The organism is [Clostridium] colinum, from assembly GCF_940677205.1.
Lineage (GTDB): Bacteria > Bacillota > Clostridia > Lachnospirales > CAG-274 > Tyzzerella > Tyzzerella colina.
On the sequence record NZ_OW712331.1, the window covers coordinates 640,306 to 664,538 of the forward strand.

Sequence of the window (24,233 nt, forward strand, 5' to 3'; positions counted from 1 at the left end):
GAGTGATTTTATTTGGAAGATAAAAAATTTTCTAATGTTTTTTCTAAAATAAAATTATCTGCTAATGTAAAGACTGTTCTTAAAAATACTATTGTTTCTAATATAAAAATTAACAGTAGTAGGGCATTAGCTGAAATATTTTTACAAAGTGATAAAGTAGTAAATGAAAACTGCTTAAAAGACTTTGAAGAAGATATATTTGAAAATTTTAAATTTTTAAAAGAAGTAAATATATATTTAAAATATAATTTAGATGATTTAACATTACAACAAAAAGTAGAAAAAATTTGGGATAATATAGTAAAAGTTATAAAAGTAAAAAGTCCTATTTGTTTTCCTATATTTAAAGAGGCTACATTTAATATAGAAGAAAATATTTTAAATATAAACCTTTATAAAAGAGGAGCATTTATTTTTAAGGCTAAAAAGATAGATACTATTATAGAGGAAGTAATAAAAGATAGATTTGATATTAATGTTTTTGTAAAGTTTATAGATGTAAATACAAATATTAATAGCGCTAAAGAAAAAAATGATGAATTAAAAGAGCTTATAGCTAAGGCATTAGAAAACACTAATACACAAAACACACATCAAGTATCACAACAAGATAAATATCCAGATATAAATAAATTTAGGAGAGTAAAAAGGTTATCATTAAAAATAAAAGACACAATAGAAGAAGAAGTAAAAGAAATAAAAAATTCTGTAATAGACGGAGAAATAATAACTATAAAAGGTAAAATATTTGGTTTAGATATAACTGAAACTAAAAAAGGCAAATATATTGTAAAAGTAGACATAACAGATATGACAGATTCTATTAGTTTTAAATTTTTTACAGAACCAGAAGATTTTAAAGAAGATTATAGTGATATTGTAAAAAAAGGTAACTTTGTTGTAGTAAAAGGTGAAATAAGATATGATGAATATATGAAAGAGCTTATATTATCACCTATGGAAATTTGTAAATCAAATCCACCAGAACCTAAAATGGACAATAGTCCTGTAAAAAGGGTAGAGTTACATTTACATACTCAAATGAGCAAAATGGACGGAGTAACATCTGTAAAAGATATAATAAAAAGAGCAAGTGAATGGGGGCATAAAGCAGTTGCTATAACAGACCACGGAGTTGTACAAGCCTTTCCAGATGCTATGGATATAGCAAAAAAGCTTAATATAAAAGTGTTATATGGAGTTGAAGCATATTTAGTAGATGATTTATCAAATGTTGTAGAGCATAGTAAAAATCAAAGCTTATTAGATGAATATGTTATTTTTGACTTAGAAACAACAGGGCTTAATAGAGAGTATAATAAAATAATAGAAATAGGTGCTGTTAAGGTGAAAAATGGACAAATAATAGATAGATTTTCTACTTTTATAAACCCTCACGAAAATTTAAGTAAAGAGATAGTAAATCTAACTAATATAACAGATGATATGCTTGTAGAGGCTCCAGAAGAAAGTGAAATGTTACCTAAGTTTTTTGAGTTTTTTGGTAATAGTGTTTTAGTTGCACACAATGCTAAATTTGATATGGGATTTATAAAAAAATGGGCAGAACGAAATGGAAAAATAGTAAAAAATACTGTTTTAGACACAGTTGGGTTATCAAGGACTATTTTTCCAGATATGGCTAAACATACACTTAATGTAATTGCTAAAAAGTTAGATATTTCTTTAGAAAATCATCATAGAGCGGTAGATGATGCAGAAGCTACAGCAAATATATTTATAAAATTTACTGAAATATTAAAAAAGGAGTATAACATAAATAATCTTGATGGTGTAAATGAATTAGCAAGAACAAATATAGATGTAAAAAAACTAAGACCTAATCATGCTATAATACTTGTAAAAAATCAAAAAGGACTTAGAAATTTATATGAACTAATATCTAAATCTAACTTAGAATATTTTTTTAGAGACCCAAGAATACCAAAAAGTGAATTTTTAAAACTTAGAGAAGGTCTTATTATAGGTACAGCTTGTGAAAATGGAGAGTTTTATCAAGCAGTGTTAAACAATGCAGACGAAGATGAAATAGAAAAGTTAGCAAATTTTTATGATTATTTTGAGATACAACCAATAGGAAATAATGAGTTTTTAATAGAAAATGAAAAAGTATCTAACATTAACAGTGTAGAAGATTTACAAAATATAAATAAAAAAATTATAGACTATGGTAAAAAATATAATAAATTAGTAGTTGCTACTTGTGATGTACATTTTTTAGATAAAGATGACGATTATTTCAGAAAAATAATAATGGCTTCTAAAGGATTTAAAGATTGTGATAATCAACCACCTTTATATTTTAGAACAACTGAAGAAATGCTTGAAGAATTTGAATATTTAGGGAAAGATTTAGCCTATGAAGTAGTAGTAAAAAATACAAACATTATAGCAGATATGATAGAACATATATTGCCTATACCAGATGGTACATTCCCACCAGAAATAGAAGGCTCAGATAAAGAGCTAACAGATATAACAATGAAAAAAGCAAAAAGTATATATGGAGAAGACTTACCCAAAATAGTGAGAGATAGGCTAGAAAGGGAGTTAAACTCTATCATAAAAAATGGATTTGCTGTGTTATATATAATAGCTCAAAAAATAGTTTGGAATTCAAATGATAATGGATACATTGTTGGGTCTAGGGGGTCTGTTGGTTCATCTTTTGCCGCTACAATGGCAGGTATAACAGAGGTTAATCCTTTATCGCCACATTATTTTTGCAAAAATTGTAAATATTCAGATTTTGATTCTGAAGAAGTTTTAGCTTATGCAGGTAATTCTGGCTGGGATTTGCCAGACAAAGTATGCCCAGTATGTGGAACTATGCTATCAAAAGATGGACACGACATACCTTTTGAAACATTTTTAGGCTTTGAAGGAGACAAAGAACCAGATATAGATTTAAACTTTTCAGGAGAATTTCAAGCACAAGCCCATCAATATACAGAAGAGCTTTTTGGCACAGGATATGTGTTTAAAGCAGGAACTATAGGTACATTGGCAGACAAGACTGCATACGGTTATGTAAAAAAATATGCAGATGAAAGAAATATGAAAATAAGTGGTGCAGAGATAAATAGACTTGTAGAAGGGTGCGTTGGTATAAAAAGAACAACAGGACAACACCCAGGTGGGCTTATGGTTGTACCTAATACAAAAAGTATATATGATTTTTGCCCAGTACAAAGACCGGCAGATGACCCAACATCTAATGTTATAACTACTCATTTCGATTATCATTCTATAAGTGGGCGTATATTAAAACTAGATTTATTAGGACACGACGTGCCAACAATTTTACGTATGTTAAAAGACTTTACAGGGTTTGACCCGCTTAACACACCTATGGATGATAAAACAACTATGTCCTTATTTACTTCTCCTAATGCTTTAGGGGTAAGTGTTGAAGATATAGAATGTGATACAGGGTCTTTAGGTTTGCCAGAATTTGGTACACCTTTTGTTATACAAATGCTTATGGATACAAAGCCTAATAGTTTTTCAGACCTTGTTAAAATATCTGGACTTTCTCACGGTACAGATGTTTGGTTTAACAATGCTCAGGAGCTTATAAAAAACAATGTAGCTACTCTTAAAGAGGTTATACCAACAAGAGATGATATTATGGTTTATCTTATTTTAAAAGGAGTAGAAAATAAATTAGCTTTTACTATAATGGAATCTGTTAGAAAAGGTAAAGGTTTAACACCAGAATTTGAACAAGCTATGATAGAAAAAAATGTACCAGATTGGTATATAGAGTCTTGTAAAAGAATAAAATATATGTTTCCTAAAGGGCACGCAGTAGCATATGTTACAAATGCTTTTAGAATGGGATATTTTAAAATAAACTATCCTTATGCATTTTATGCTAGCTTATTTTCTGTTAAAGTAGAAGATTTCGACTATGATTTAATGTGCTTTGGATTAGACAAAGTACAATTAGCTATAAAAGAGATACAAGCATTAGGAAAAGGAGCTACAACAAAAGAAAAAACAAAATTAGTTGTTTTAGAGCTTGTTAGAGAAATGTATAAAAGAGGATTAAAATTTACAAAAATGGATTTATATAAGTCTAAAGGGTTTAAATTTGATGTTACAGAAGAGGGATTGTTGCCTCCTTTATGTTGCGTTCAAGGGCTTGGAGAGCAAGCTACGCAAAATATAGTAGAAGCTAGAGAAAATGGACTATTTGATACGGTTGAAAATCTTGTTGAACGTACTAAAATAAGTAAAACTGTTGTTGAAATATTAAAGCAAAATGGTGTTTTACAAGGTATGCCAGATACAAACCAACTTACATTATTTATGTAGTTAATTTTATAGATGTTTATTTTGAGGCTATATGACTTTATCTATAGCCTTTTAAAAATATAAAATTTGAATAAACTATATAAAAAATATTATTTTCACATACAATTATTTAATAATATTTTTTGATATAAAATTTTTACTATTTTTTAAAAATAAACATTTATTACTATTGATAATATTTGGAAAAAATGGTATTATTTAGGTGTAAATATTTTTTATAAAAGGAGAGATATTATGCTTAAAAAATTTTTATCAATTTTAACAGTAATTACTGTACTTGTTAGTTCATTAACTTTTAATGTATTTGCAAATACTATAAAAGATGATGAAATAACGATACGACTTTTAGCAACTAGTGATATTCATAACAAATTTTATCCTTATGAATATGCTACAAATATGGAGAGTAAACATGGTAGCTTAGCTCAAATAGCGACTGTTATTAAAGAATTAAAAACAGAAAATACTATTGTTATTGATGCTGGAGATACTATACAAGGAAATTATTCTGAGTTATTTTTAGATGAAGAGATTGTACCTACAATAGCAGGAATGAATGCTATTGGATATGACATATGGACTTTAGGTAATCACGAATTTAACTATGGAATGGATTTTTTAGAAAAAGTAATGAAAACATCTAAGGCTAAAATTTTAACAGGTAATGTTTATAGACCAGATGAAACAGCTTTAGCAGATGATTATACTATAATAGAAAAAAATGGTATTAAAATTGGTATAATAGGTATGGTTACACCTAATATTACAAGATGGGATGCTGAAAAGCTTATAGGATATAAAGTTACAGACCCATTAGAAGAAATAAATAAAGCTGTAGAAGAACTTAAAGGTAAAGTAGATATTATAGTTTCTGTAAACCATATGGGCGAAAGTAATGAATATAATGTTAAAAATTCTGGTGTAGATGACATAGCTAAAAGTTCTAAAGATATAGATGTTATTATAGCAGCACATGAGCATAAGGCAGTAAAAGGTAAATTATTAAATGATATTTTAATAGTTGAAAATAAAAATGCTGGAGAAACTATTGCTCAAATTGATATCACTCTAAAAAAAGATACAAATGGTAAATATAAAATTATAGATAGAAAATCAAAACTTATTGATGTTTCAAAATATGAACCAGATAAAGAGGTTTTAAAAGTTTTAGAAAGATATGACCAAAAAGCTAAAAAAGATGCAAACACTATAATAGGTAAACTTGAATGTGGAGACCTTGTACCTAAAAATGAAATTAAAGGTATCGCTCAAGCATATATACAAGATACGGCTCTTATAGATTTTATTAATGAAGTACAATTATATTATTCTGGAGCAGATATATCTGCCGCAGCTTTACTTAGCACTAATGCTAATATGAAACAAGGAGATATTAAAAAAAGTGATACTTCTTTAATATATAAATACCCTAATACATTATATGTAGTTGAGATGACAGGTAAACAACTTAAACAATATATGGAATGGAATGCATCTTATTTTAACCAATATAAAGACGGAGATTTAACTATATCTTTTAAACCAGATAGCAGAGGGTATTGGTATGATATGTTTACTGGTATAAACTATGAAATTAATATATCAAAAGAAGTTGGTAATAGAATAGAAAATCTTACTAAAGCAGATGGAACACCAGTTAAAGATACAGATGTATTTAAAGTTGCATTAAATAATTATAGAGCTAATAGTCATATTTTATCAGATGTTATTTTTAAAGATGGGGACAAGCCTAAATTATTACAAATAGACGTTAGAGGAGATATAGGCGGAGTTCGTGAGCTTATAGGAGATTATATCCAAAATGTAAAAAAAGGTAAAATAACAAATAAGGTAGATAATAACTGGAAAATAACAGGTATTAACTGGGATAAAGAGCTTCATGAAAAAGCTAAAGAACAAATTAATTCTGGAAAAATAAAATTAGCAAAATATAATAGTAAATCTATTACTGTTAACGATTTAGTTGATGAAAAAAATAAGCATAATAATATAAGAGAAAATAATAACACAAAAATTGTTAATAAAAAAGTTAAAAAAGTAGCATAAAATAAAAATTTATAAGTTGTACACTATTAATTAAATAGTGTACAACTTTTTTATGTTTACATTAATTAACTTTAAAATAATTATTGACAAAAAAATTTGCATGAACTATAATAAGTGTATCAATACAACTAATACACTTATTATGAAAGGAGGTAAATTATGTTTAATATAGATTTTAGAAATCCTAAACCTATTTATGAACAATTAACAGAAAGTATAGAGAAATTGGCTATAAAAGGTGTTTTAAAGCCAGATGAACAGCTACCAAGCGTTAGACAGTTAGCTATGGAGCTTTCTATAAATCCTAATACTATACAACGAGCATATAGTTTGCTAGAAAGTAAAGGCATAACTTATTCAATAAAAGGCAGAGGTAGCTTTATATCACCAAATTGTATAGACTGTATAAAAAATAAGCTTGAATTTATAAGAGATGATATAAAAAGGCTTATAGAAGAAGCTAGAGATATAGGAGCAACAGATGAGCTTATTTTAAGTTGGCTTAAATGAAAGGAGAGTATATATGATAGAGGCAGTAAATGTAACAAAAAAATTTGACAATATAATAGCTGTTGATAATGTATCTGCAACAATAAAAAATGGAAGTGTTTTTGGGCTTATTGGTACAAACGGTGCTGGTAAATCTACATTTTTAAGAATGGCATCTGGAATATTAAAACCAGATAGTGGAAATATAAAAATAGATAATGAAGAAATATTTGATAATATAGGAGTAAAAAATAAGTTTTTTTATATATCTGATGAACAATTTTTCTTTAATAATGCTACTCCAGAAGATATGAAAAATTATTATCAAACAATATATGAAAACTTTGATATTGAAAGATATAAAAAACTTATGAAAGATTTTAGTCTTGATAGAAATAGAAAAATAAAAACATTTTCAAAGGGAATGAAAAAACAAATATCGGTTATATGTGGTTTATGTTCAAAAACGGATTATCTTTTTTGTGATGAAACATTTGATGGGTTAGATCCAGTTGTTAGGCAAGCAGTAAAAAGCCTTTTTGCACAAGATATAGATGAAAGAAACCTAACACCTGTTATAGCATCTCATAACCTTAGAGAATTAGAAGATATATGTGACAACATAGGACTTTTGCACAGGGGAGGTATGATATTATCAAAAGATTTAGAAGAGTTAAAATTAGATATACATAAAGTTCAAATTGTTTTTAAAGAAACTATTACAACTGAAATATTTGAGAAATTGGATATAATTAAAACAGAAACTAGAGGATCTTTAAATGTAATTACTATAAGAGGTAATAAAGAATATGTAAATAAATATTTAGAAAGTTTACAACCAATATTTTTTGAAATGTTACCATTATCTTTAGAGGAAATATTTATAGTAGAAACGGAGGAAAAAGGATATGATATCAAATCACTTATCATCTAATTTTAAAGTATTTAAACAAGAATATAAAAATTATATATGGGCTAGTGCTTTGACCATCATGATGTTTATTTTTGTTAAAATAGTAGTACCTTTATTAAATTTTTCTAATTATTTAACTATAAAAAATGTAGATAATGAACGATTTATGGAAAAATTATTAACATTAAATGATTATTTAATCGGAGAGTATATGCTAAATAAAATGATAATTATTTTATTAGCAATAATTTTAGCTATATCTATATTTTCATATTTACATAATAGAAAACAGGTAGATTTCTATCATTCTTTACCTATATCAAGAAATAGTTTATTTTTTATAAAATATTTACTAGGTATTGTAATAGTAGTGCCTATAATCATAATATCCAATATTGTGTTATATGGAATTTTAAAAATAATTTTAGGGGAAAATTTATTACAATTTAGATATGTTTTAAAATTTATATCTTTTGACATACTATTTTTTATTACTATATATTCTATTACAGTATTTTCTAGTATTATATGTGGAAGTACAATAGCATCATTAATGCTTACATTTATATTAATAAATATATTTTCTATAGTAGTAGTTGTTGTAGATGGTTTATCTCAAATAGTTTTTAAAAATTTAATAGATTTAAGTTATTTATTTGAGTATACAGTTAAATATAATCCAGTACTATGTTATTTTAGTTTAATAGACAGTATAAATCATACATCTATGTATAATATAAATTTTGGAAAAATAGATATATTTATTACGTATATTATAATAACATTAGTAATAATTATTATAAGCTTAATATTATTTAAAGCTAGAAAAAGTGAAAAATCTAATACTTGTATAGCCTTTAAATATGCTAAAACTATAATAAAATATTTTATAGTATGTGTTGGATCTATATTAACAGGGATGCTTTTCTATTTAATATCTGAAAATAGCTTATTATTATATTTAGGTATTGTAATGGGTTGTATTATTTTACATTGCATAGTAGAGATTATATATGATTTTGATTTTAGAGCAATATTTAAAAATTGGTATAGTATAATATGTTGTGCTATTATATGTTTAGTTATAATTTTTTCATATAAATTTGATATATTTAAAAGAGAAGATTATGTTCCAGATATAGAAAAGATATCTAATGTATCTATTATGATAAATGCTAATAATGTATTAAATAATGAATTAAATAATATACAAGATGAAGATATTATAAAAAATATAAATGATTTACACAAAATATTTATTAATAAAAAAAATAATAATAATAATAATAATAATAAAGTAGAAGATACTTATAATTTTAATATTACATACAAATTAAGAAATGGTAAAATATTATGCAGAAATATTAATTTTAGTTATTCAGATTATGAAGCTACAAATATATTAAAAAATATTTTAAATAATAAAAAATATATTAAAGAATTTGCTAATATTTTATATAAGGATATAGCAAATAATGATATTAACTTCAAATTATATAATAAAAATTTTAACATTTATAATTTAGAAGAATTTAATAATATAGATAAAAAATATTTAATAAAGGTATTAAAAAAGGATATTGAAGAAAGTGGTATTTTTATTTTGCCAGAAGATATTATTTTTAACTTAAATATAAATGTAAATAGTTGGAATTATGGTTTAGAAAGAAATTATTATAATTTAGGTATAAGTAATAAATATAAAAATACATTAGATTATTTATCTAAATTAGGAATAAAGTAAACTATATTTAAAGAATTTATACAAAATATTTGATATAACAATACTTATATGTTAATATAGTTAATTATGGAGGTATTGAATATGAAAAATGATGAAATATTAAATATTTTGAAAGAATATTTAGACATAGAAGACATAGATCTAGATAAAATCCCTAATATAGATTTATATATAGACCAAGTAACAACTTTTTTAGAATATAATCTTGAAAAATATAAAAGAGATAAAGACCAAAAAATAATTACTAAAACAATGATAAATAACTATGCAAAAGATAAAATATTGTTATCACCAGTTAAAAAAAAGTATAATAAAAAACAATTAATATCATTAATATTAATTTATCATTTAAAATCTATAATGTCTATAACAGATATTGGTTTAATATTAAAAGATAGCCAAGAAAATATAGAAGAAATATATAAACAATTTTTAATATATAAAGAAAAATCTAATGAAGAATTTTATAAAAATATAGAAAATTTTTTAGAAAATATGCAAGAAAATAAAGATATAAGTATAGATTTAATAGTATTTTTAATAAATATTATTAATGAAGCTAATCAAAGAAAATATTTGGCAGAAAAAATTATAGATTTATATTTAAAAAAATAAAATTTATATAAAATAATAACTTGTATAATTTGTATATTACATATATAATAAAAATATATAGATTATATGTATTTTATGGAGGTAAAATATGAATTATAAAAGTGTATATGAAAATTGGATAAATGATGAATACTTTGATAGTGAAACTAAAAAAGAATTGTTAAGTATAAAAGATAATGAAAAAGAAATAGAAGAAAGGTTTTATAAAGACTTAGATTTTGGCACAGGTGGATTAAGAGGTATTATAGGGGCTGGTATTAACCGTATTAATATATATACAGTTAGTAAAGCAACACAAGGGCTTGCAGATTATATATTAAATCAAAAAGAATATAAAAAAGAAAAAGGTGTTGCTATAGGTTACGATTCTAGATTTATGAGCAAAGAATTTGCAGAAATAACGGCACTTGTTTTAAATGGCAATGGTATAAAAACATATTTATTTGATGAATTAAGGCCAACTCCTATGGTATCTTTTGCCATAAGAGAATTAGGTTGTATAGCAGGTGTTGTTATTACAGCAAGTCATAATCCTCCAGAATACAACGGATATAAAATATATGGAGAAGATGGAGGGCAAGTACCTTTTCCAAAAGATGTAGAAATAATAGGTTATGTTAATAATGTAAAAGATTTTAAGGCTATAAAAAAATTAGATAAAGAAGAAGCTATAAAACAAAATTTATTTAATATCATAGGTAAAGAAATAGATGAAAAATACGACGAAAATGTGTTAAATCAATTAATAAATAAAGATATGATAAAGACCTTTAGTGATTTAAAAATAGTATATACACCTATACACGGAACGGGAAATAAGCCAGTAAGACGTATATTAGAAAAAGCAGGATTTAAAAATGTTAATATAGTCAAAGAACAAGAATTACCAGATTGTAAATTTAGCACAGTAGATTATCCTAATCCAGAAGACCCTAATGCATTTAAATTAGCCTTAAAATTAGCAGAAGAAATAGATGCAGATATAATTGTAGGTACAGACCCTGATGCAGATAGAGTAGGGGCAGTTGTAAAAAATAATAAAGGTGAATATATTATCTTATCTGGAAATATGATGGGAGTATTATTGACAGACTATATTTTAAGTCAAAAGCAACAAAAGGGCACATTATCTAGTAAAGGTGCTATAATATCAACAGTTGTATCTTCTAATATGACTGAAAAGATAGCAAAAAATTATAATGTGGACTATTTTAATGTATTAACAGGGTTTAAGTTTATTGGTGAAAAAATTAAACAATTTGAACAAACAGGACGTAATGAATATATTTTTGGATTTGAAGAAAGCTACGGTTGTTTAGCTGGTACATATGCTAGAGATAAAGATGCTGTTGTTGCCACTATGCTTATATGTGAACTAGCAGGATTTTATAAAAATAAAGGTTTAACATTATACGAAGGTTTACAAGAAATTTATAAAAAATATGGTTATTTCAAAGAAGATATAAAATCTATTACATTAAAAGGTATTGATGGTATTAAAGATATGGAAAAAATAATGACATATCTAAGAGAATCTACACCAAAGGCAGTAAATGGAAAAGATTTAATAGAAGTAAGAGATTATAAAGTTGGAAAAATAAAAAATTTACCCAATAATACTGTATTAGATACAGATTTACCAAAATCTAATGTTTTATATTTTACATTAAGTGATAAATCTTGGTTTTGTGTTAGACCATCTGGTACAGAACCAAAAATAAAAATATATTTTGGAGTAGAAGAATCAACAGAAAGTGAAGCTAATATTAAACTTGATAGTTTGATGAAAAATGTTATGGATATGATAGAAAATATTTTAAAATAAAAATACAAAAGGCTGAAAATTTAATTTTCAGCCTTTTGTATTTTTATTGAGTGCGACTTTTATAAACATACATCATAAGCATAAGCATACAAAATGCTATAAAAACAACAATAGTTGCTTTATAGTCTTGTATAGCTATAAGTATGGCAATAATAGCACTAAATAAGCTAAGCCCATAAAGAATAATAACAGCTTGCTTGTGAGAATAACCACTATCTATAAGTCTATGATGAAGATGACCTCTATCTGCACTCATTAAAGGTTTTCTATTTATAGCACGTCTTATCATAGCAAAAAGTGTATCTAAAATAGGTAAAGCTACTGCTAATGTAGATATAACGATAGATAGAACAGCGTAGCTTTTATATACACCTATACAAGACGTTACGGCTAATACATATCCTAAAAATGTTGAGCCAGTATCACCCATATAAATTTCAGCCGGGCTAAAGTTTCTTGGTAAAAAGCCTAAGCAAGAGCCTGCTAATATTGCTGTTAAAATAACGGCTAAATTGCTACCAGATATTAAACAAAGTACCATAAGGCATAATGAAGCTATAGAAGATACACCAGCAGCAAGACCATCAACACCATCTATAAGATTTACAGCATTTACAAGGCCTAATATCCATACCATTGTTATTATAGCATTAAAAGGACGTAAATATTGCCAAAAAGGCCAAGACATAACATCTATTCTTGTTCCTGTAGACACTACAATAAAAGCTACTAATAATTGTACAATAAATTTAATTTTTGGTGAAAGTTCATAAATATCGTCAAATATACCAAGAATTACTATTAATACACCACCAGTTAAAAATCCAATAAATTGTTTTGTATGAAAATCTTCAACAAAAAAAGATAATATGATAATAGATGCTAAAAAACCTAAAAATATAGCTAGTCCACCTATCCTTGGCATAGGTTCTTTATTTAAGCCTCTAGATTTTGGATAATCAATAGCTTTTATTTTAAATGCAATTTTTTTAGCAAAAGGTGTCATAAGCATTGATACAACAAATGCTATTAAAAAACCAGCCCAATATAGTAACCAATTATGATCCAAATAAAAACCTCCTTGTAGGATAAAGTTCTTTTAGATAGATAGAACCTTTTAAAATAATTTTTTATATTAAAATGTAATTTTATTTTGTTCCAAAAATTCTATCTCCAGCATCACCAAGACCTGGTATAATATAGCCGTGAGAATTTAAATGGTCGTCTAAAGACGCAGTATAAATATCTACATCTGGATGAGCTTCGTTTACTTTTTTTACACCTTCTGGTGAAGCTATTAAACATAAAAATTTGATATTTTTAAATCCACGTTCTTTAATAAATTGCATAGCAGCTATGGCAGTACCACCAGTAGCAAGCATAGGGTCAACAAGCAATATATCTGTATTAGCAGGGTCAGATGAAGGTAATTTACAGTAGTACTCTACTGGTAAAAGAGTTTCAGGGTCTCTATAAAGACCAATATGACCTATATTAGCATTAGGTATTAAATTTAATATACCATCAACCATACCAAGACCAGCTCTTAATATAGGTACAATACCAACTTTTCTATTTAAAACATGACCTTTTGTTTTACAAAGTACAGATTCTACTTCTATTTCTGTTGTTTCTAAATCTTTTGTTGCTTCATAGCAAATAAAACTAGCTATCTCGGAAACAAGCTCTCTAAATTCTTTATTACCTGTTTTTACATCTCTAAGCATAGTAACTTTACTTTGAACAACAGGGTGTTCTACTATGTATAATTTACTCAAAAAAATCACTCCTATTCTTCTATCATATTAATTCTTCTTATATGTCTTTCGTCATTAGAAAAAGGTGTCTCTAAGAAAGTTTTTACTATCTCTAAAGCTAAACCAACACCTATAACACGTTCACCCATAGTTAATATATTTGCATCATTATGTTCTCTTGTAGCTTTAGCAGAAAAAACGTCGTGGCAAAGAGCCGTACGAATACCTTTAACTTTGTTGGCAGCCATAGATACCCCAATACCCGTTCCACATATTAATATACCTTTATTTAAAGTACCATTTGCTACATCATTTGCAACATTTTTTGCATAAATAGGGTAATCTACCGAATCTGTAGAGTTTGTTCCATAATCTTTAAAAGGTATATTATTTTCTTTTAGATATTTTATAACTTCTTGTTTTAAGTGAAAACCACCGTGGTCTGAGCCTATACCTATCATATTTTCCTCCTGTATATTATCAAAGTTTATTTTTGATATAAGATTATAAAGTTCATCAAAACATTTATTATATGTATCAATATCACAACCAAAAGGGTCTTTTATATCCATATCACTATTTAATGTATATTCATACAATGTATAAACTTTAGATTTATTCACATTATTATTTTTAAGTAAAAGATTTTTATGTTGTTTTTCCATTGTTAATATTAAATCGGCATTTTCAAACTCAGATAAACTAAGGGGAGTAGAAAAATGTTCAGATATATTAATATTATTATTATTTAAAACTTGTTTAGCATTTTCATTAATAGATAAACTATTATATACAAAAATTCCTCTAGAGGTAATATTTATATTTATATTTTTACATAAAGATTTAGCTATTGCTTCTGCCATAGGACTACGACAAGTATTACCAGTACAAACAAATATTATATTTTTCATAAAAATCAACCTTATACATTTATTATTTTATAACCAGCAGCTTTTTTTAACCTATTCATAATTGCAAGTCCAACACCTTTTTCGGCAAAAGATTCTATATATATTTTTTCTACATTAAGGTTATCGCATTCTCTTAAAATATTAAAAATATTTTTAGCAATTTCATCTAAATCTTTCCTACTACCAACATTTAAAGCAGTAAAAGATGAATAATTATTTATAGTTTCATTTGATGCAATAACAATAGATTTTAAATTATTTTCCTTATCTGTTTTTAAATATTTTAATATATGAGAAATTATATTATCAATATTGCCATCAATTATAAAAACATCTCCTAAAGGTGCATAATGTTTATATTTCATACCAGGGGCTTTTGCTATCATATTAGAATTATTAGTTAAAATAGCTTTATCAATAGATACATTTTCAACAACACTTTCTAACATTTCTTTTGTTATATTACCAGGTCTTAAAATAGTAACTTTATTATCTAAAACTTCTACTACAGTAGATTCTATACCAAAATCACAATTTCCACCGTCTATAATCATATCTATTTTTCCGTTTAAATCTTTATAAACATGATTTGCATTAGTAGGGCTTGGTTTTGTAGAAGTATTTGCACTAGGAGCAGCTAAAGGAAAGCCACATTCTTTTATTAAGGCTAATGCAATTTTATTATCAGGCATTCTTATAGCAACAGTATCTAAGCCGCCAGAAGTTATATTTGGTATTAGAGAGCTTTTTTTTAAGACAATTGTTAAGGCGCCTGGCCAAAATTTATCCATTAAAAGAAGAGCAACTTTAGGCACATCATTTATAAGAGGGTAAATATCATCTTTATTTGCTATATGAACAATAAGGGGGTTATCCGACGGACGCCCTTTAGCTATATATATTTTTTATAGCATTTTCATTTAAAGCATTTGCACCAAGTCCATAAACCGTTTCGGTAGGAAAAGCTACCAACCCTTCATTTTTTAAAATATTAGCCGCCCTTTTTAAGGCGACTATATTTAAAAGTGGATTTAAATTATCAATTTTTTCAAATATTGTATTAGACAAATTAGTTAGCCCCACAACATTTTTTATATTTTTTACCACTTCCACAAGGACAAGGGTCATTTCTTTCTATTTTTGGTTCTCTAATAAATGTAGTAGAGCTTCTTTGCCCTCTAAAAAGTGTTTTTAGTTGCTCTTCTGTAAATATATTTTTCCATTCAGGAAGGTTGTAAAGATGGTCAGCTTTGTATTCTACCATTTTTCTGTATAAAACTTCAAAATTAATTTTTATACATATTTGACTATCTTCTGTTAAATCTTGTAATACAATTTTTTCTTCTTGTGTGTCATTTATACCATCAATAAATCCAGTAAAATATTCTGGAGACATATCAAATTTTTCGGCAAGCTCTTTAACGCTACCTTCAATTTTTTCAACTTTTTCACTTAATATATATTCATATATTTTTTGTTCTTTTGGCACAAAGTCATTCCAAAATAAATTATTTATACCACCATCTTTAGTATATGCTTTATTAAACCAACTTTCGTATAAATTCATTTTTTATCCTCCTTAAAATACATTTATAATAATTAGTTATTATATAGGGTATATTATAAATGTATATATGTTTGTATTAAAAACTTTTAAATCTTATATATTTTACACTAAAATTTGTAAAATGTCTAGATAAATATACTAAAATTAATAAATTTAGATATAATAATAAATATTATACCCTATTTTTACTTATTATACAATATAAATTATTTATAATAAAAATCAAGTTTATTATTATAAAACTAATTTTAAAAGTTCATTTATGTTAGCAACAGGACAAATTTTAATATCTTTTATAGAAGAAACTTCTTTTAAGTTATCTTTTGGTATAACAACTGTTTCAAAGCCTAGTTTTAATGCTTCCATAACACGTTTTTCACAAAATGATACAGCACGTAGCTCTCCAGATAGTCCTATTTCTCCAAAAATTAATGTTTTAGCATCAATAGGCTTATTTTTATAGCTAGATACAATAGAGCAAGCAACAGAAGCATCTAAGGCAGGTTCTAATATTTTTATTCCTCCGGCTAAATTTACATAAATATCATAAGAGCCTAACTGGAGATTTAATTTTTTTTCTAAAACGGCTACAAGAAGTATCATACGATTAAAGTCCATACCAGTTGCCATTCTTCGTGGTATATTAAAAGTTGTATAACTTACTAAAGATTGGACTTCGGCAAGTATTGGTCTAGTTCCTTCTATGCTACAAGTTACAGAAGAACCAGTAGCACCTATTGGTCGTCCAGAAAGCATATATTCAGATGGATTATTTATTTCTACTAATCCTATTTGACGCATTTCAAACACACCAATTTCATTTGTAGAACCAAAACGATTTTTTACGGCTCTTAATATACGATAACTAGCAAGTCTTTCACCTTCAAAGTATAAAACTGTATCTACCATATGTTCTAATATTCTAGGACCAGCAATAGACCCATCTTTAGTAACGTGACCTACTATAAATATAGATATATTTTCTCCTTTACCTATACGCATTATTTTTGCCGTACATTCTCTAACTTGTGTTACGCTACCTGGAGCAGAAGAAAGGTCATCTAAAAAAACTGTTTGTATAGAATCTATTATAACTAAATCAGGAGAAAGCTCTCTTATAGTATTTTCTATTACATTAAAATTAGTTTCAGATAAAAGAAGAAGATTTTTTGTTGTAATATTTAATCTGCTTGCTCGTAGCTTTATTTGTTGAGCAGATTCTTCTCCAGATACATATAATATTTTTTTATTAGCTTCACCAACGGCTTGGCATATTTGTAAAAGTAGGGTAGATTTACCTATGCCAGGGTCTCCACCTACCAATGTTAAAGAACCTTGAACAATTCCACCACCTAAAACTCTATCAAGTTCTCCTATTTGAGTTTTTGTTCTAACTTCATTTATAGGAGCAATATTATCTAAAGATAAAGCTTTATTTGTAGCAGAAGGGCTAGTAATTTTTGGAGTATTTTTTTCAACAATTTCTTCAGAAAAAGTTGAAAAGTTATTACAAGAAGGGCATCTTCCAAGCCACTTTCCAGTTTCATATCCACATTCTTGACATATGTATTTTGTTTTAATTTTTGCCATAAAAACTCCTTAATAAAAGTATTATTTAATTATTATATTTATATTTCCAGTATCAAATAATATTAAATCGGCTAATTTTTCTTTTTTATCTTTTGGGTCTATAATTTTTATATCTATAATTTTTTTATCTTTTATAATATTTTTAGCAAGTTCTTTATGTATAAAAATATTATATTTTTCTAAGCTATTTTTCCATATGTTAAATTTACAACCATTTTTCCAGTTAGAACAATAAAAGCTTTTACTATTTTCTAAAATATCATTATTACATTGAGGGCATACGCCAAATTTTTCTAAAGATTTATATTTATTAGATTGTTTAAATTTATTGTTATCTTCATTATCAAATACAATATTTATTTGTGCTTTTTTAGAATAGTCTACTAAAAAGTGAACATATCTATTTATACTATCCATAAATGTTTTAGGTTGCATAGTACCTTTTGATATAGAAGAAAGCCCTTTTTCCCATTTACCAGTTGTTTCTGGAGATTTTAGCTCTTTTGGAACAATTTCAATTAGTTTGATACCTTTATTTGTAGGTATTAAAGATTTACCTTTTCTTTTTACATAATTCATTTGTAACAAGCGTTCTATAATAGAGGCTCTTGTAGCAGGGGTTCCTAGTCCAGACTCTTTTAATTGTTCTTTTAAGTTTTCATCATCTACAAATCGTCCAGCATTTTCCATAGCCGAAAGTAGTGTAGCTTCATTATATGGGCTAGGTGGCTTAGTTTTCTTATTTAATATTTTGGAATTTTCATTAAAAACATTTACACCTTTTTTTACATTAGGTAAAATATCATTATCTTTTTTATCTTTTTCAACATTAAGTTTTGTAAAGCCTTCTTCTAATATAGTAGTACCTTTAGTTAAAAATAAATGTTCTTCTATTTCTGTTATAATTTTTGTTATATTATATACATAATTAGGATAAAAAACAGCAATAAAACGTCTTACTATAAGGTCGTATACATTTTTTTCATCTTTCGATAAAGAAGATATATTTACAGTTAATGTAGGTATAATAGCATGGTGGTCTGTTATTTTGCTATTGTCAATTATACGTTTTGTTATAGGTAGTTTTTCAAGAGATAAAACATAGTCTAAAAAAGGTTTATATGTATTTAAAGTATTTAATTTATTAAGTATTGGTTTAATTTTAGCTTTCATATCTTCAGATAAATACCTACTATCTGTTCTAGGATATGTAATTAATTTTCTTTTTTCATACAAATCTTGAGCTATAGATAAAGTTTTTTTAGCAGAATAAGAAAACTTTTTGTTACAATCTCTTTGTAGCTCTGTTAAATCATATAACAAAGGTGGTGGTTGTTTTTTAGTTTCAGTTTCTATATTTTTTACAATACCTTTTTTATCTTTTATATCTTTTAAAATATCATTTGCTTTATTTTTTTCAAATATTTTTGTTTCATTTTTCTTAGCTATCCAAATACCTTTGTAACTTTGATTAGTTTCATCTAATGTTTTAAAATTAGCCTCTATTTCAAAATATTCAGTTACTTTAAAATTTTCTATTTCTTTATGTTTTTCTACTAATATAGCTAAAGTAGGGGTCTGAACACGACCAATAGATAGTAGGGTGTTAAATTTTAAAGTAAAAGCTCTAGATGCGTTTATACCAACTAACCAATCTGCCTCAGACCTACACTTTGCAGAATAATAAAGATTGTCATATTCTTTACCATCTTTTAAATTTTCAAAGCCTTCTTTTATAGCTTCATCAGTCATACTAGATATCCATAATCTTTTAAAAGGCTTTTTACATTTTGTTATTTCATATATATATCTAAAAATAAGTTCACCTTCACGCCCACTATCCGTTGCACATATGAGGCTTTCTACACTATTTGTATTTATAAGATTAGATAAAATTTTTAATTGTTTTTTAGTGTTATTTATAGCTTTAATTTTTATTTTAGTAGGTATAATAGGTAAAGTGTTTACACTCCATTTTTTTAAGCTTTTATCATATTCTTCTGGGTCACAAAGGGTAACAAGATGACCAATAGCCCAAGATATAATATAAGTATCGTTATAAAAATAGCCTTCACCTTTTTTACTACATTTTAAAACTTTTGCAATATCTTTTGCAACAGAAGGTTTTTCGGCTATAATTAGATGTTTCATATTAGTTCTCCTTATATTTAAAGTAACATAAATATTATTTTAAGGTTGTTAAGAAATTTTTTATTCTAAAAAGAGCTTCTTTTATTTTTTCTATTGAATAGGCATAAGAGCATCTAATATAACCTTCGCCACATTCACCAAAGGCCGTGCCTGGAACAACTGCCACCTTTTGTTCATAAACAAGACGTTCACAAAATTCTTGAGAAGATAAACCAGTAGATTTTATACAAGGAAAAACATAAAAAGCACCTAAAGCCTCAAAACAATCTAAGCCCATTTCTCTAAATCCATTTAATATAAACTTTCTTCTCATATTATATTCTTTACGCATTTTATTTACGTTATCAATACAAGAAGTTAAAGCTTCTAATCCAGCATATTGGCTCATAGTAGGAGCACACATTATAACATATTGATGTATTTTTGTCATAGCAGATATAATATCTTTAGGACCAACGGCAAATCCAAGACGCCAACCAGTCATAGCAAATGATTTTGAAAATCCATTTAATACAACTGTTTTTTCATACATACCTTCAAATTGAGATATAGAAATATGTTTTTTATTTTCATAAGTAAGCTCTGAGTATATTTCATCACTAATAACTAAAATATTTTTATCTTTTAAAATATTAGCTATTTTTTCTAAATCATCTTTTTCCATAATAGCACCAGTAGGATTGTTAGGATAAGACATAATGATAGCTTTTGTTTTATTAGATAATTTTGATAAAATATCTTCAGGTGTTAACTTAAAGTTATTTTCTGATTTAGTGTTTATAACAATAGGTATACCTCCACACATAGTTATACAAGGTTTGTAAGAAACAAATGAAGGTTCTACCACTAATACTTCATCTTCTGGGCATATTACAGCTCTAAGCGCAAGGTCTATACCTTCGCTAGCACCAACAGTAACCAAAACTTGAGTTTTAGGACAATAATTAACATTTATTGTATTTTTCATGTATTTAGAAATTTCTTCTCTAAGCTCTATCATACCAGCATTAGATGTATACGTAGTTTTGCCTTGTTCTAGAGTATATATAGCTTTTTCTGTACAAGTCCAAGGAGTGTTAAAATCGGGTTCTCCCACACCAAGAGAAATAACTCCTTCAACTTCACTTGCTATATCAAAAAATTTTCTAATACCAGAATAAGGTATATCTTGTATACGTTTAGATACTAAACTCAAGGTGTTACAATAATCCTTTCATCATTTGGTGTGTTTTCATCTATTATAACCCCGTGGTCTTTATATTTTTTTAATACAAAATGAGTAGATGTACTAATTATACAGTCTAATGTAGCTAATTTACTAGATACAAAAGAGGATATATCTTTAATATTTTTACCTTCTACAACTATTAATAAATCAAATGTACCAGACATAAGATAAAGAGATTTAACTTCGTCAAAGCTATATATTCTTTTGGCAATTTTATCAAATCCTTGTTCTCTTTGAGGAGTTACTTTAACTTCTATTAAAGAGGTAATATAATCGCCTTCTTTATCTGTTTTGTCCCAGTTTATTAATGTTGTATAGCCACATATTGTTTTATTATTTTCTAATTTTTTTACCGTTTTTTCAATGTTTTCTTCTGTTGTACCTAGCATATTTGATATATCTTTAAAAGAAATTCGGCTATTTTTTTCTAATATTTCTAGTATGTCTTTTTCCATAAAATTTCCCCTTATGCATCATATTTTTTTATAAATCCAACACCAATAGCAGTAGCACCAGTATGAGCTCCTATAGTAACACCAATATCAAATATAGGGTAAGTTAAATTAATATTATATTTTTCATTTAATGATTTTTCTAGTTCTATAGCTTCATCTTCACAATGAGCATGAGCTATTGCTATTTGATATTTATCTAAATTATTATCCATATATTCATCAAAAATTTTAAGCACTTCTGAAAGAGATTTTTTTCTTCCACGTACTTTAGAATGAGGTTCTAAAACACCATCTTTTAATAATAAAATAGGCTTTATGTTAAGAAGATTACCAGCAAGGGCAGAAGCTTTGCCTATTCTACCGCCTTTTTGTAAATGTTCTAAGCTATCTATGGTAAATATTATTATTCCTTCGTGTTTTAATTGTTCCATTTTTTCATAAGTTTCTTGTAAAGAATATCCAGCTTTTTGCATTTTTGAAGCTTCTATTACTAATAAACCTTGTGCTACAGTAGCTTTTTTAGAGTCTATTACTAGTATTTTTCTTTCTGGGTAGTCTTCTAACATTATATTTGCAGCATTAACAGCACTTTGATAAGACCCGCTAAGCTCTGAACATAATGTAAAACATAAAATATCAAGGCCATCATCTAAATATTTTTTAAAATGTGAACAATAATCTTCCATAGAAGGAAGAGAAGTTTTTGGTATTATTTTTTCAGAAACAACTTTTTCATAAAAGTCATTTATACTTATATCTATATTTTCTCTTAAATAATTTTCTTTATCAAAAGATACATAAAAAGGTACTATGTTTATATTATACTCTTGTTTTAGAGTTTCTGGTAAATCACAAGAACTATCTGATAAAATAATGAAATTTGACATATAAACCTCCTAAAAAATAATTATAATAACATTTTAAGTATATGTATAAATAATGTCAATATATATATTTATTAAATTTATGTTAATATAATTAAAGAAAACGCAAGAAAATACAAGAAAATGTTTAAAAATTTAAGATATAAAAAATATAAAATAATAAATAATAATGGATAAAATAAATAAAAAGCCTTAAAAATATACATTTTACAAAAAATATATTAAAAAATTTAATTATTTTTTGTATGTATAAAAAGATAAAAAATAGCTAAATATCTTAAAAATAGTTTAATTTAAGGCTTTTAATTATAATAATTGTATGATATAATGTTAATAATTTTTTAATAATAAATTATTAAAAATATTATACTAAAATTTAGGAGTGTGATTTTATTTGGATCCTGCCAGTTTTCAAATTATAATCTTAATTATTTTAATAGTTTTATCATCATTTTTTTCTATGTCAGAAACAGCACTTACATCTATTAGTAAAATAAGACTTAGAACTATGGTTGATGAAAATGTAAAAAATGCTAAACTTATACAAAATGTTTTAAAAGAACCAGGTAAGCTTTTAAGTGCAATATTAATAGGAAACAATTTAGTTAATATTGGAGCTTCATCTCTTGCTACATCTCTTGCAATAGACAAATGGGGGAGTAAAGGTGTTGGGATAGCAACAGGGCTTCTTACTATTATAATTCTTATATTTGGGGAGATTACACCAAAAACTTTTGCAACAAAAAATGCTGAAAAAATTTCTCTTTTAGTTATAAAAATTATTAAAGGTTGTATGGTAGTGTTTACACCAATAATATTTGTGTTAAATATTATTACAGGTGCTTTATTAAGAATTTTAGGTGTTAAAGAGGAAGATAAAACACCAACTATTACAGAATCGGAGCTTTTAACAATGGTTAATGTTAGCCACGAAGAGGGAGTTTTGGAAATAGACGAAAGAGAAATGATTAATAATGTTGTTTATTTTGCAAATAGTGATGCTCAAGATGTAATGGTACCTAGAACAGATATTATAGCTATTAATGTAGAGGCTACATATGAAGAACTTACAACATTATTTAAAGAAGAAACTTGTTCAAGAATGCCAGTTTATGAAGAATCTATAGATAATATAGTAGGGATTATATCTTTAAAAGATTTGTTATTTATAGACAAGTCTAAAGAGTTTAGCATAAAAGATTATATGAGAGAACCATTTTTTACTTATGAATCTAAATGTTTAAAAGAACTTTTTGCCGAGATGCGTATAAATAGAATAGCAATGGCTATAATTTTAGACGAATATGGTGGAACCTCAGGCATAGTTACATTAGAAGATATGCTTGAAGAAATAGTAGGAGACCTTGCAGATGAATATGATGAACACGATGAAGAAATAAAGATTATAAAAGAAGATGAGTATATTGTTGAAGGGGCTACAAAAATAGAAGATGTAAATGATATGCTTGGTACAGATTTTAAATCTGAAGATTTTGATTCTATAGGAGGTTTTGTCATAGAAACTTTAGGTAAGTTTCCAGATAAAGGTGATACTATAAAAAGTGGTAATGTTAAATTTATCATTGAAGAAATAGAAAAAAATAGAATAGAAAAACTTAGGATACTAACAGACGTTAAAGATATGGACTAAACAAAAAATAAAAAGGTATAAAAGATATAATAAATTATATTTTTA

Annotated in this window: 18 protein-coding genes and 1 pseudogene; 8 read left to right on the plus strand and 11 right to left on the minus strand. The window is 26.1% G+C overall.

Features of this window, described 5'->3' with window-relative positions:
- Positions 1-12: 12 nt before the first annotated feature.
- The 7 genes from NBW53_RS03115 (at position 13) to NBW53_RS03145 (ending at position 11,994) form a co-directional block, all read left to right on the plus strand.
- Positions 13-4,341: a PolC-type DNA polymerase III gene (locus NBW53_RS03115; RefSeq protein ID WP_250278627.1), complete on the plus strand. Its 4,329-nt coding sequence runs from the start codon at positions 13-15 to the stop codon at positions 4,339-4,341.
- 234 nt (positions 4,342-4,575) lie between these two features.
- Positions 4,576-6,408, plus strand: a complete 1,833-nt coding sequence (locus NBW53_RS03120; protein WP_250278628.1) for a 5'-nucleotidase C-terminal domain-containing protein — start codon at positions 4,576-4,578, stop codon at positions 6,406-6,408.
- A 159-nt stretch (positions 6,409-6,567) separates the two neighbouring features.
- Positions 6,568-6,918, plus strand: coding sequence for a GntR family transcriptional regulator (locus tag NBW53_RS03125; RefSeq protein WP_250278629.1), 351 nt, complete (start codon positions 6,568-6,570; stop codon positions 6,916-6,918).
- 13 nt (positions 6,919-6,931) lie between these two features.
- Positions 6,932-7,831 (plus strand): ABC transporter ATP-binding protein, encoded by a 900-nt coding sequence (locus tag NBW53_RS03130; protein ID WP_250278630.1) that lies wholly within the window; start codon positions 6,932-6,934, stop codon positions 7,829-7,831.
- Positions 7,806-9,554, plus strand: coding sequence for a hypothetical protein (locus NBW53_RS03135; protein ID WP_250278631.1), 1,749 nt, complete (start codon positions 7,806-7,808; stop codon positions 9,552-9,554). The genes NBW53_RS03130 and NBW53_RS03135 overlap by 26 nt, the downstream gene beginning before the upstream one ends.
- An 81-nt stretch (positions 9,555-9,635) precedes the next feature.
- Positions 9,636-10,169: a DUF1836 domain-containing protein gene (locus NBW53_RS03140; protein ID WP_250278632.1), complete on the plus strand. Its 534-nt coding sequence runs from the start codon at positions 9,636-9,638 to the stop codon at positions 10,167-10,169.
- A gap of 88 nt (positions 10,170-10,257) precedes the next feature.
- Positions 10,258-11,994: a phospho-sugar mutase gene (locus NBW53_RS03145; RefSeq protein WP_250278633.1), complete on the plus strand. Its 1,737-nt coding sequence runs from the start codon at positions 10,258-10,260 to the stop codon at positions 11,992-11,994.
- Positions 11,995-12,037: 43 nt separating this feature from the next.
- Here NBW53_RS03145 and NBW53_RS03150 read toward each other — a convergent pair whose 3' ends face one another.
- The 11 genes and pseudogenes from NBW53_RS03150 to NBW53_RS03195 all read right to left on the minus strand — a co-directional run bounded on the left by NBW53_RS03150 (position 12,038) and on the right by NBW53_RS03195 (position 22,540).
- Positions 12,038-13,063 carry a glycosyltransferase family 4 protein gene (locus tag NBW53_RS03150; RefSeq protein ID WP_250278634.1) on the minus strand — a complete coding sequence of 342 codons (1,026 nt, stop codon included), beginning with the start codon at positions 13,061-13,063 and terminating at the stop codon, positions 12,038-12,040.
- Positions 13,064-13,142: 79 nt separating this feature from the next.
- On the minus strand, positions 13,143-13,772 hold the full coding sequence (gene upp, locus NBW53_RS03155; protein WP_250278635.1) for a uracil phosphoribosyltransferase: 630 nt from the start codon (positions 13,770-13,772) through the stop codon (positions 13,143-13,145).
- Between the two features lie 11 nt (positions 13,773-13,783).
- Entirely contained in the window at positions 13,784-14,662 is an 879-nt protein-coding gene (gene rpiB / locus NBW53_RS03160; RefSeq protein WP_250278636.1) for a ribose 5-phosphate isomerase B, read from the minus strand.
- An 11-nt stretch (positions 14,663-14,673) separates the two neighbouring features.
- The gene (locus NBW53_RS10150) at positions 14,674-15,111 is read right to left on the minus strand and encodes a Sua5 family C-terminal domain-containing protein (RefSeq protein WP_408647047.1); all 438 of its coding nucleotides are present in this window, start codon (positions 15,109-15,111) and stop codon (positions 14,674-14,676) included.
- Between the two features lie 45 nt (positions 15,112-15,156).
- Positions 15,157-15,790 (minus strand): annotated as a pseudogene (locus NBW53_RS10155) (L-threonylcarbamoyladenylate synthase); the annotation flags it as partial.
- Entirely contained in the window at positions 15,732-16,229 is a 498-nt protein-coding gene (locus NBW53_RS03170; RefSeq protein ID WP_250278638.1) for an SEC-C metal-binding domain-containing protein, read from the minus strand. The gene NBW53_RS03170 and the pseudogene NBW53_RS10155, both read right to left, overlap by 59 nt.
- A gap of 234 nt (positions 16,230-16,463) precedes the next feature.
- Positions 16,464-17,819, minus strand: coding sequence for a DNA repair protein RadA (gene radA, locus NBW53_RS03175; protein ID WP_250278639.1), 1,356 nt, complete (start codon positions 17,817-17,819; stop codon positions 16,464-16,466).
- A 21-nt stretch (positions 17,820-17,840) separates the two neighbouring features.
- Entirely contained in the window at positions 17,841-19,970 is a 2,130-nt protein-coding gene (locus NBW53_RS03180; protein ID WP_250278640.1) for a DNA topoisomerase III, read from the minus strand.
- A gap of 34 nt (positions 19,971-20,004) precedes the next feature.
- Positions 20,005-21,165: an aminotransferase class I/II-fold pyridoxal phosphate-dependent enzyme gene (locus tag NBW53_RS03185; protein ID WP_250278641.1), complete on the minus strand. Its 1,161-nt coding sequence runs from the start codon at positions 21,163-21,165 to the stop codon at positions 20,005-20,007.
- Complete coding sequence (locus NBW53_RS03190; protein WP_250278642.1) at positions 21,162-21,653, minus strand: Lrp/AsnC family transcriptional regulator; 492 nt, start codon at positions 21,651-21,653, stop codon at positions 21,162-21,164. The genes NBW53_RS03185 and NBW53_RS03190 overlap by 4 nt, the downstream gene beginning before the upstream one ends.
- Before the next feature lie 11 nt (positions 21,654-21,664).
- On the minus strand, positions 21,665-22,540 hold the full coding sequence (locus NBW53_RS03195) for a DegV family protein (protein WP_250278643.1): 876 nt from the start codon (positions 22,538-22,540) through the stop codon (positions 21,665-21,667).
- Between the two features lie 391 nt (positions 22,541-22,931).
- Between NBW53_RS03195 and NBW53_RS03200 the strand changes: the two genes are divergently transcribed.
- Entirely contained in the window at positions 22,932-24,188 is a 1,257-nt protein-coding gene (locus tag NBW53_RS03200) for an HlyC/CorC family transporter (protein ID WP_250278644.1), read from the plus strand.
- Positions 24,189-24,233 lie beyond the last annotated feature (45 nt).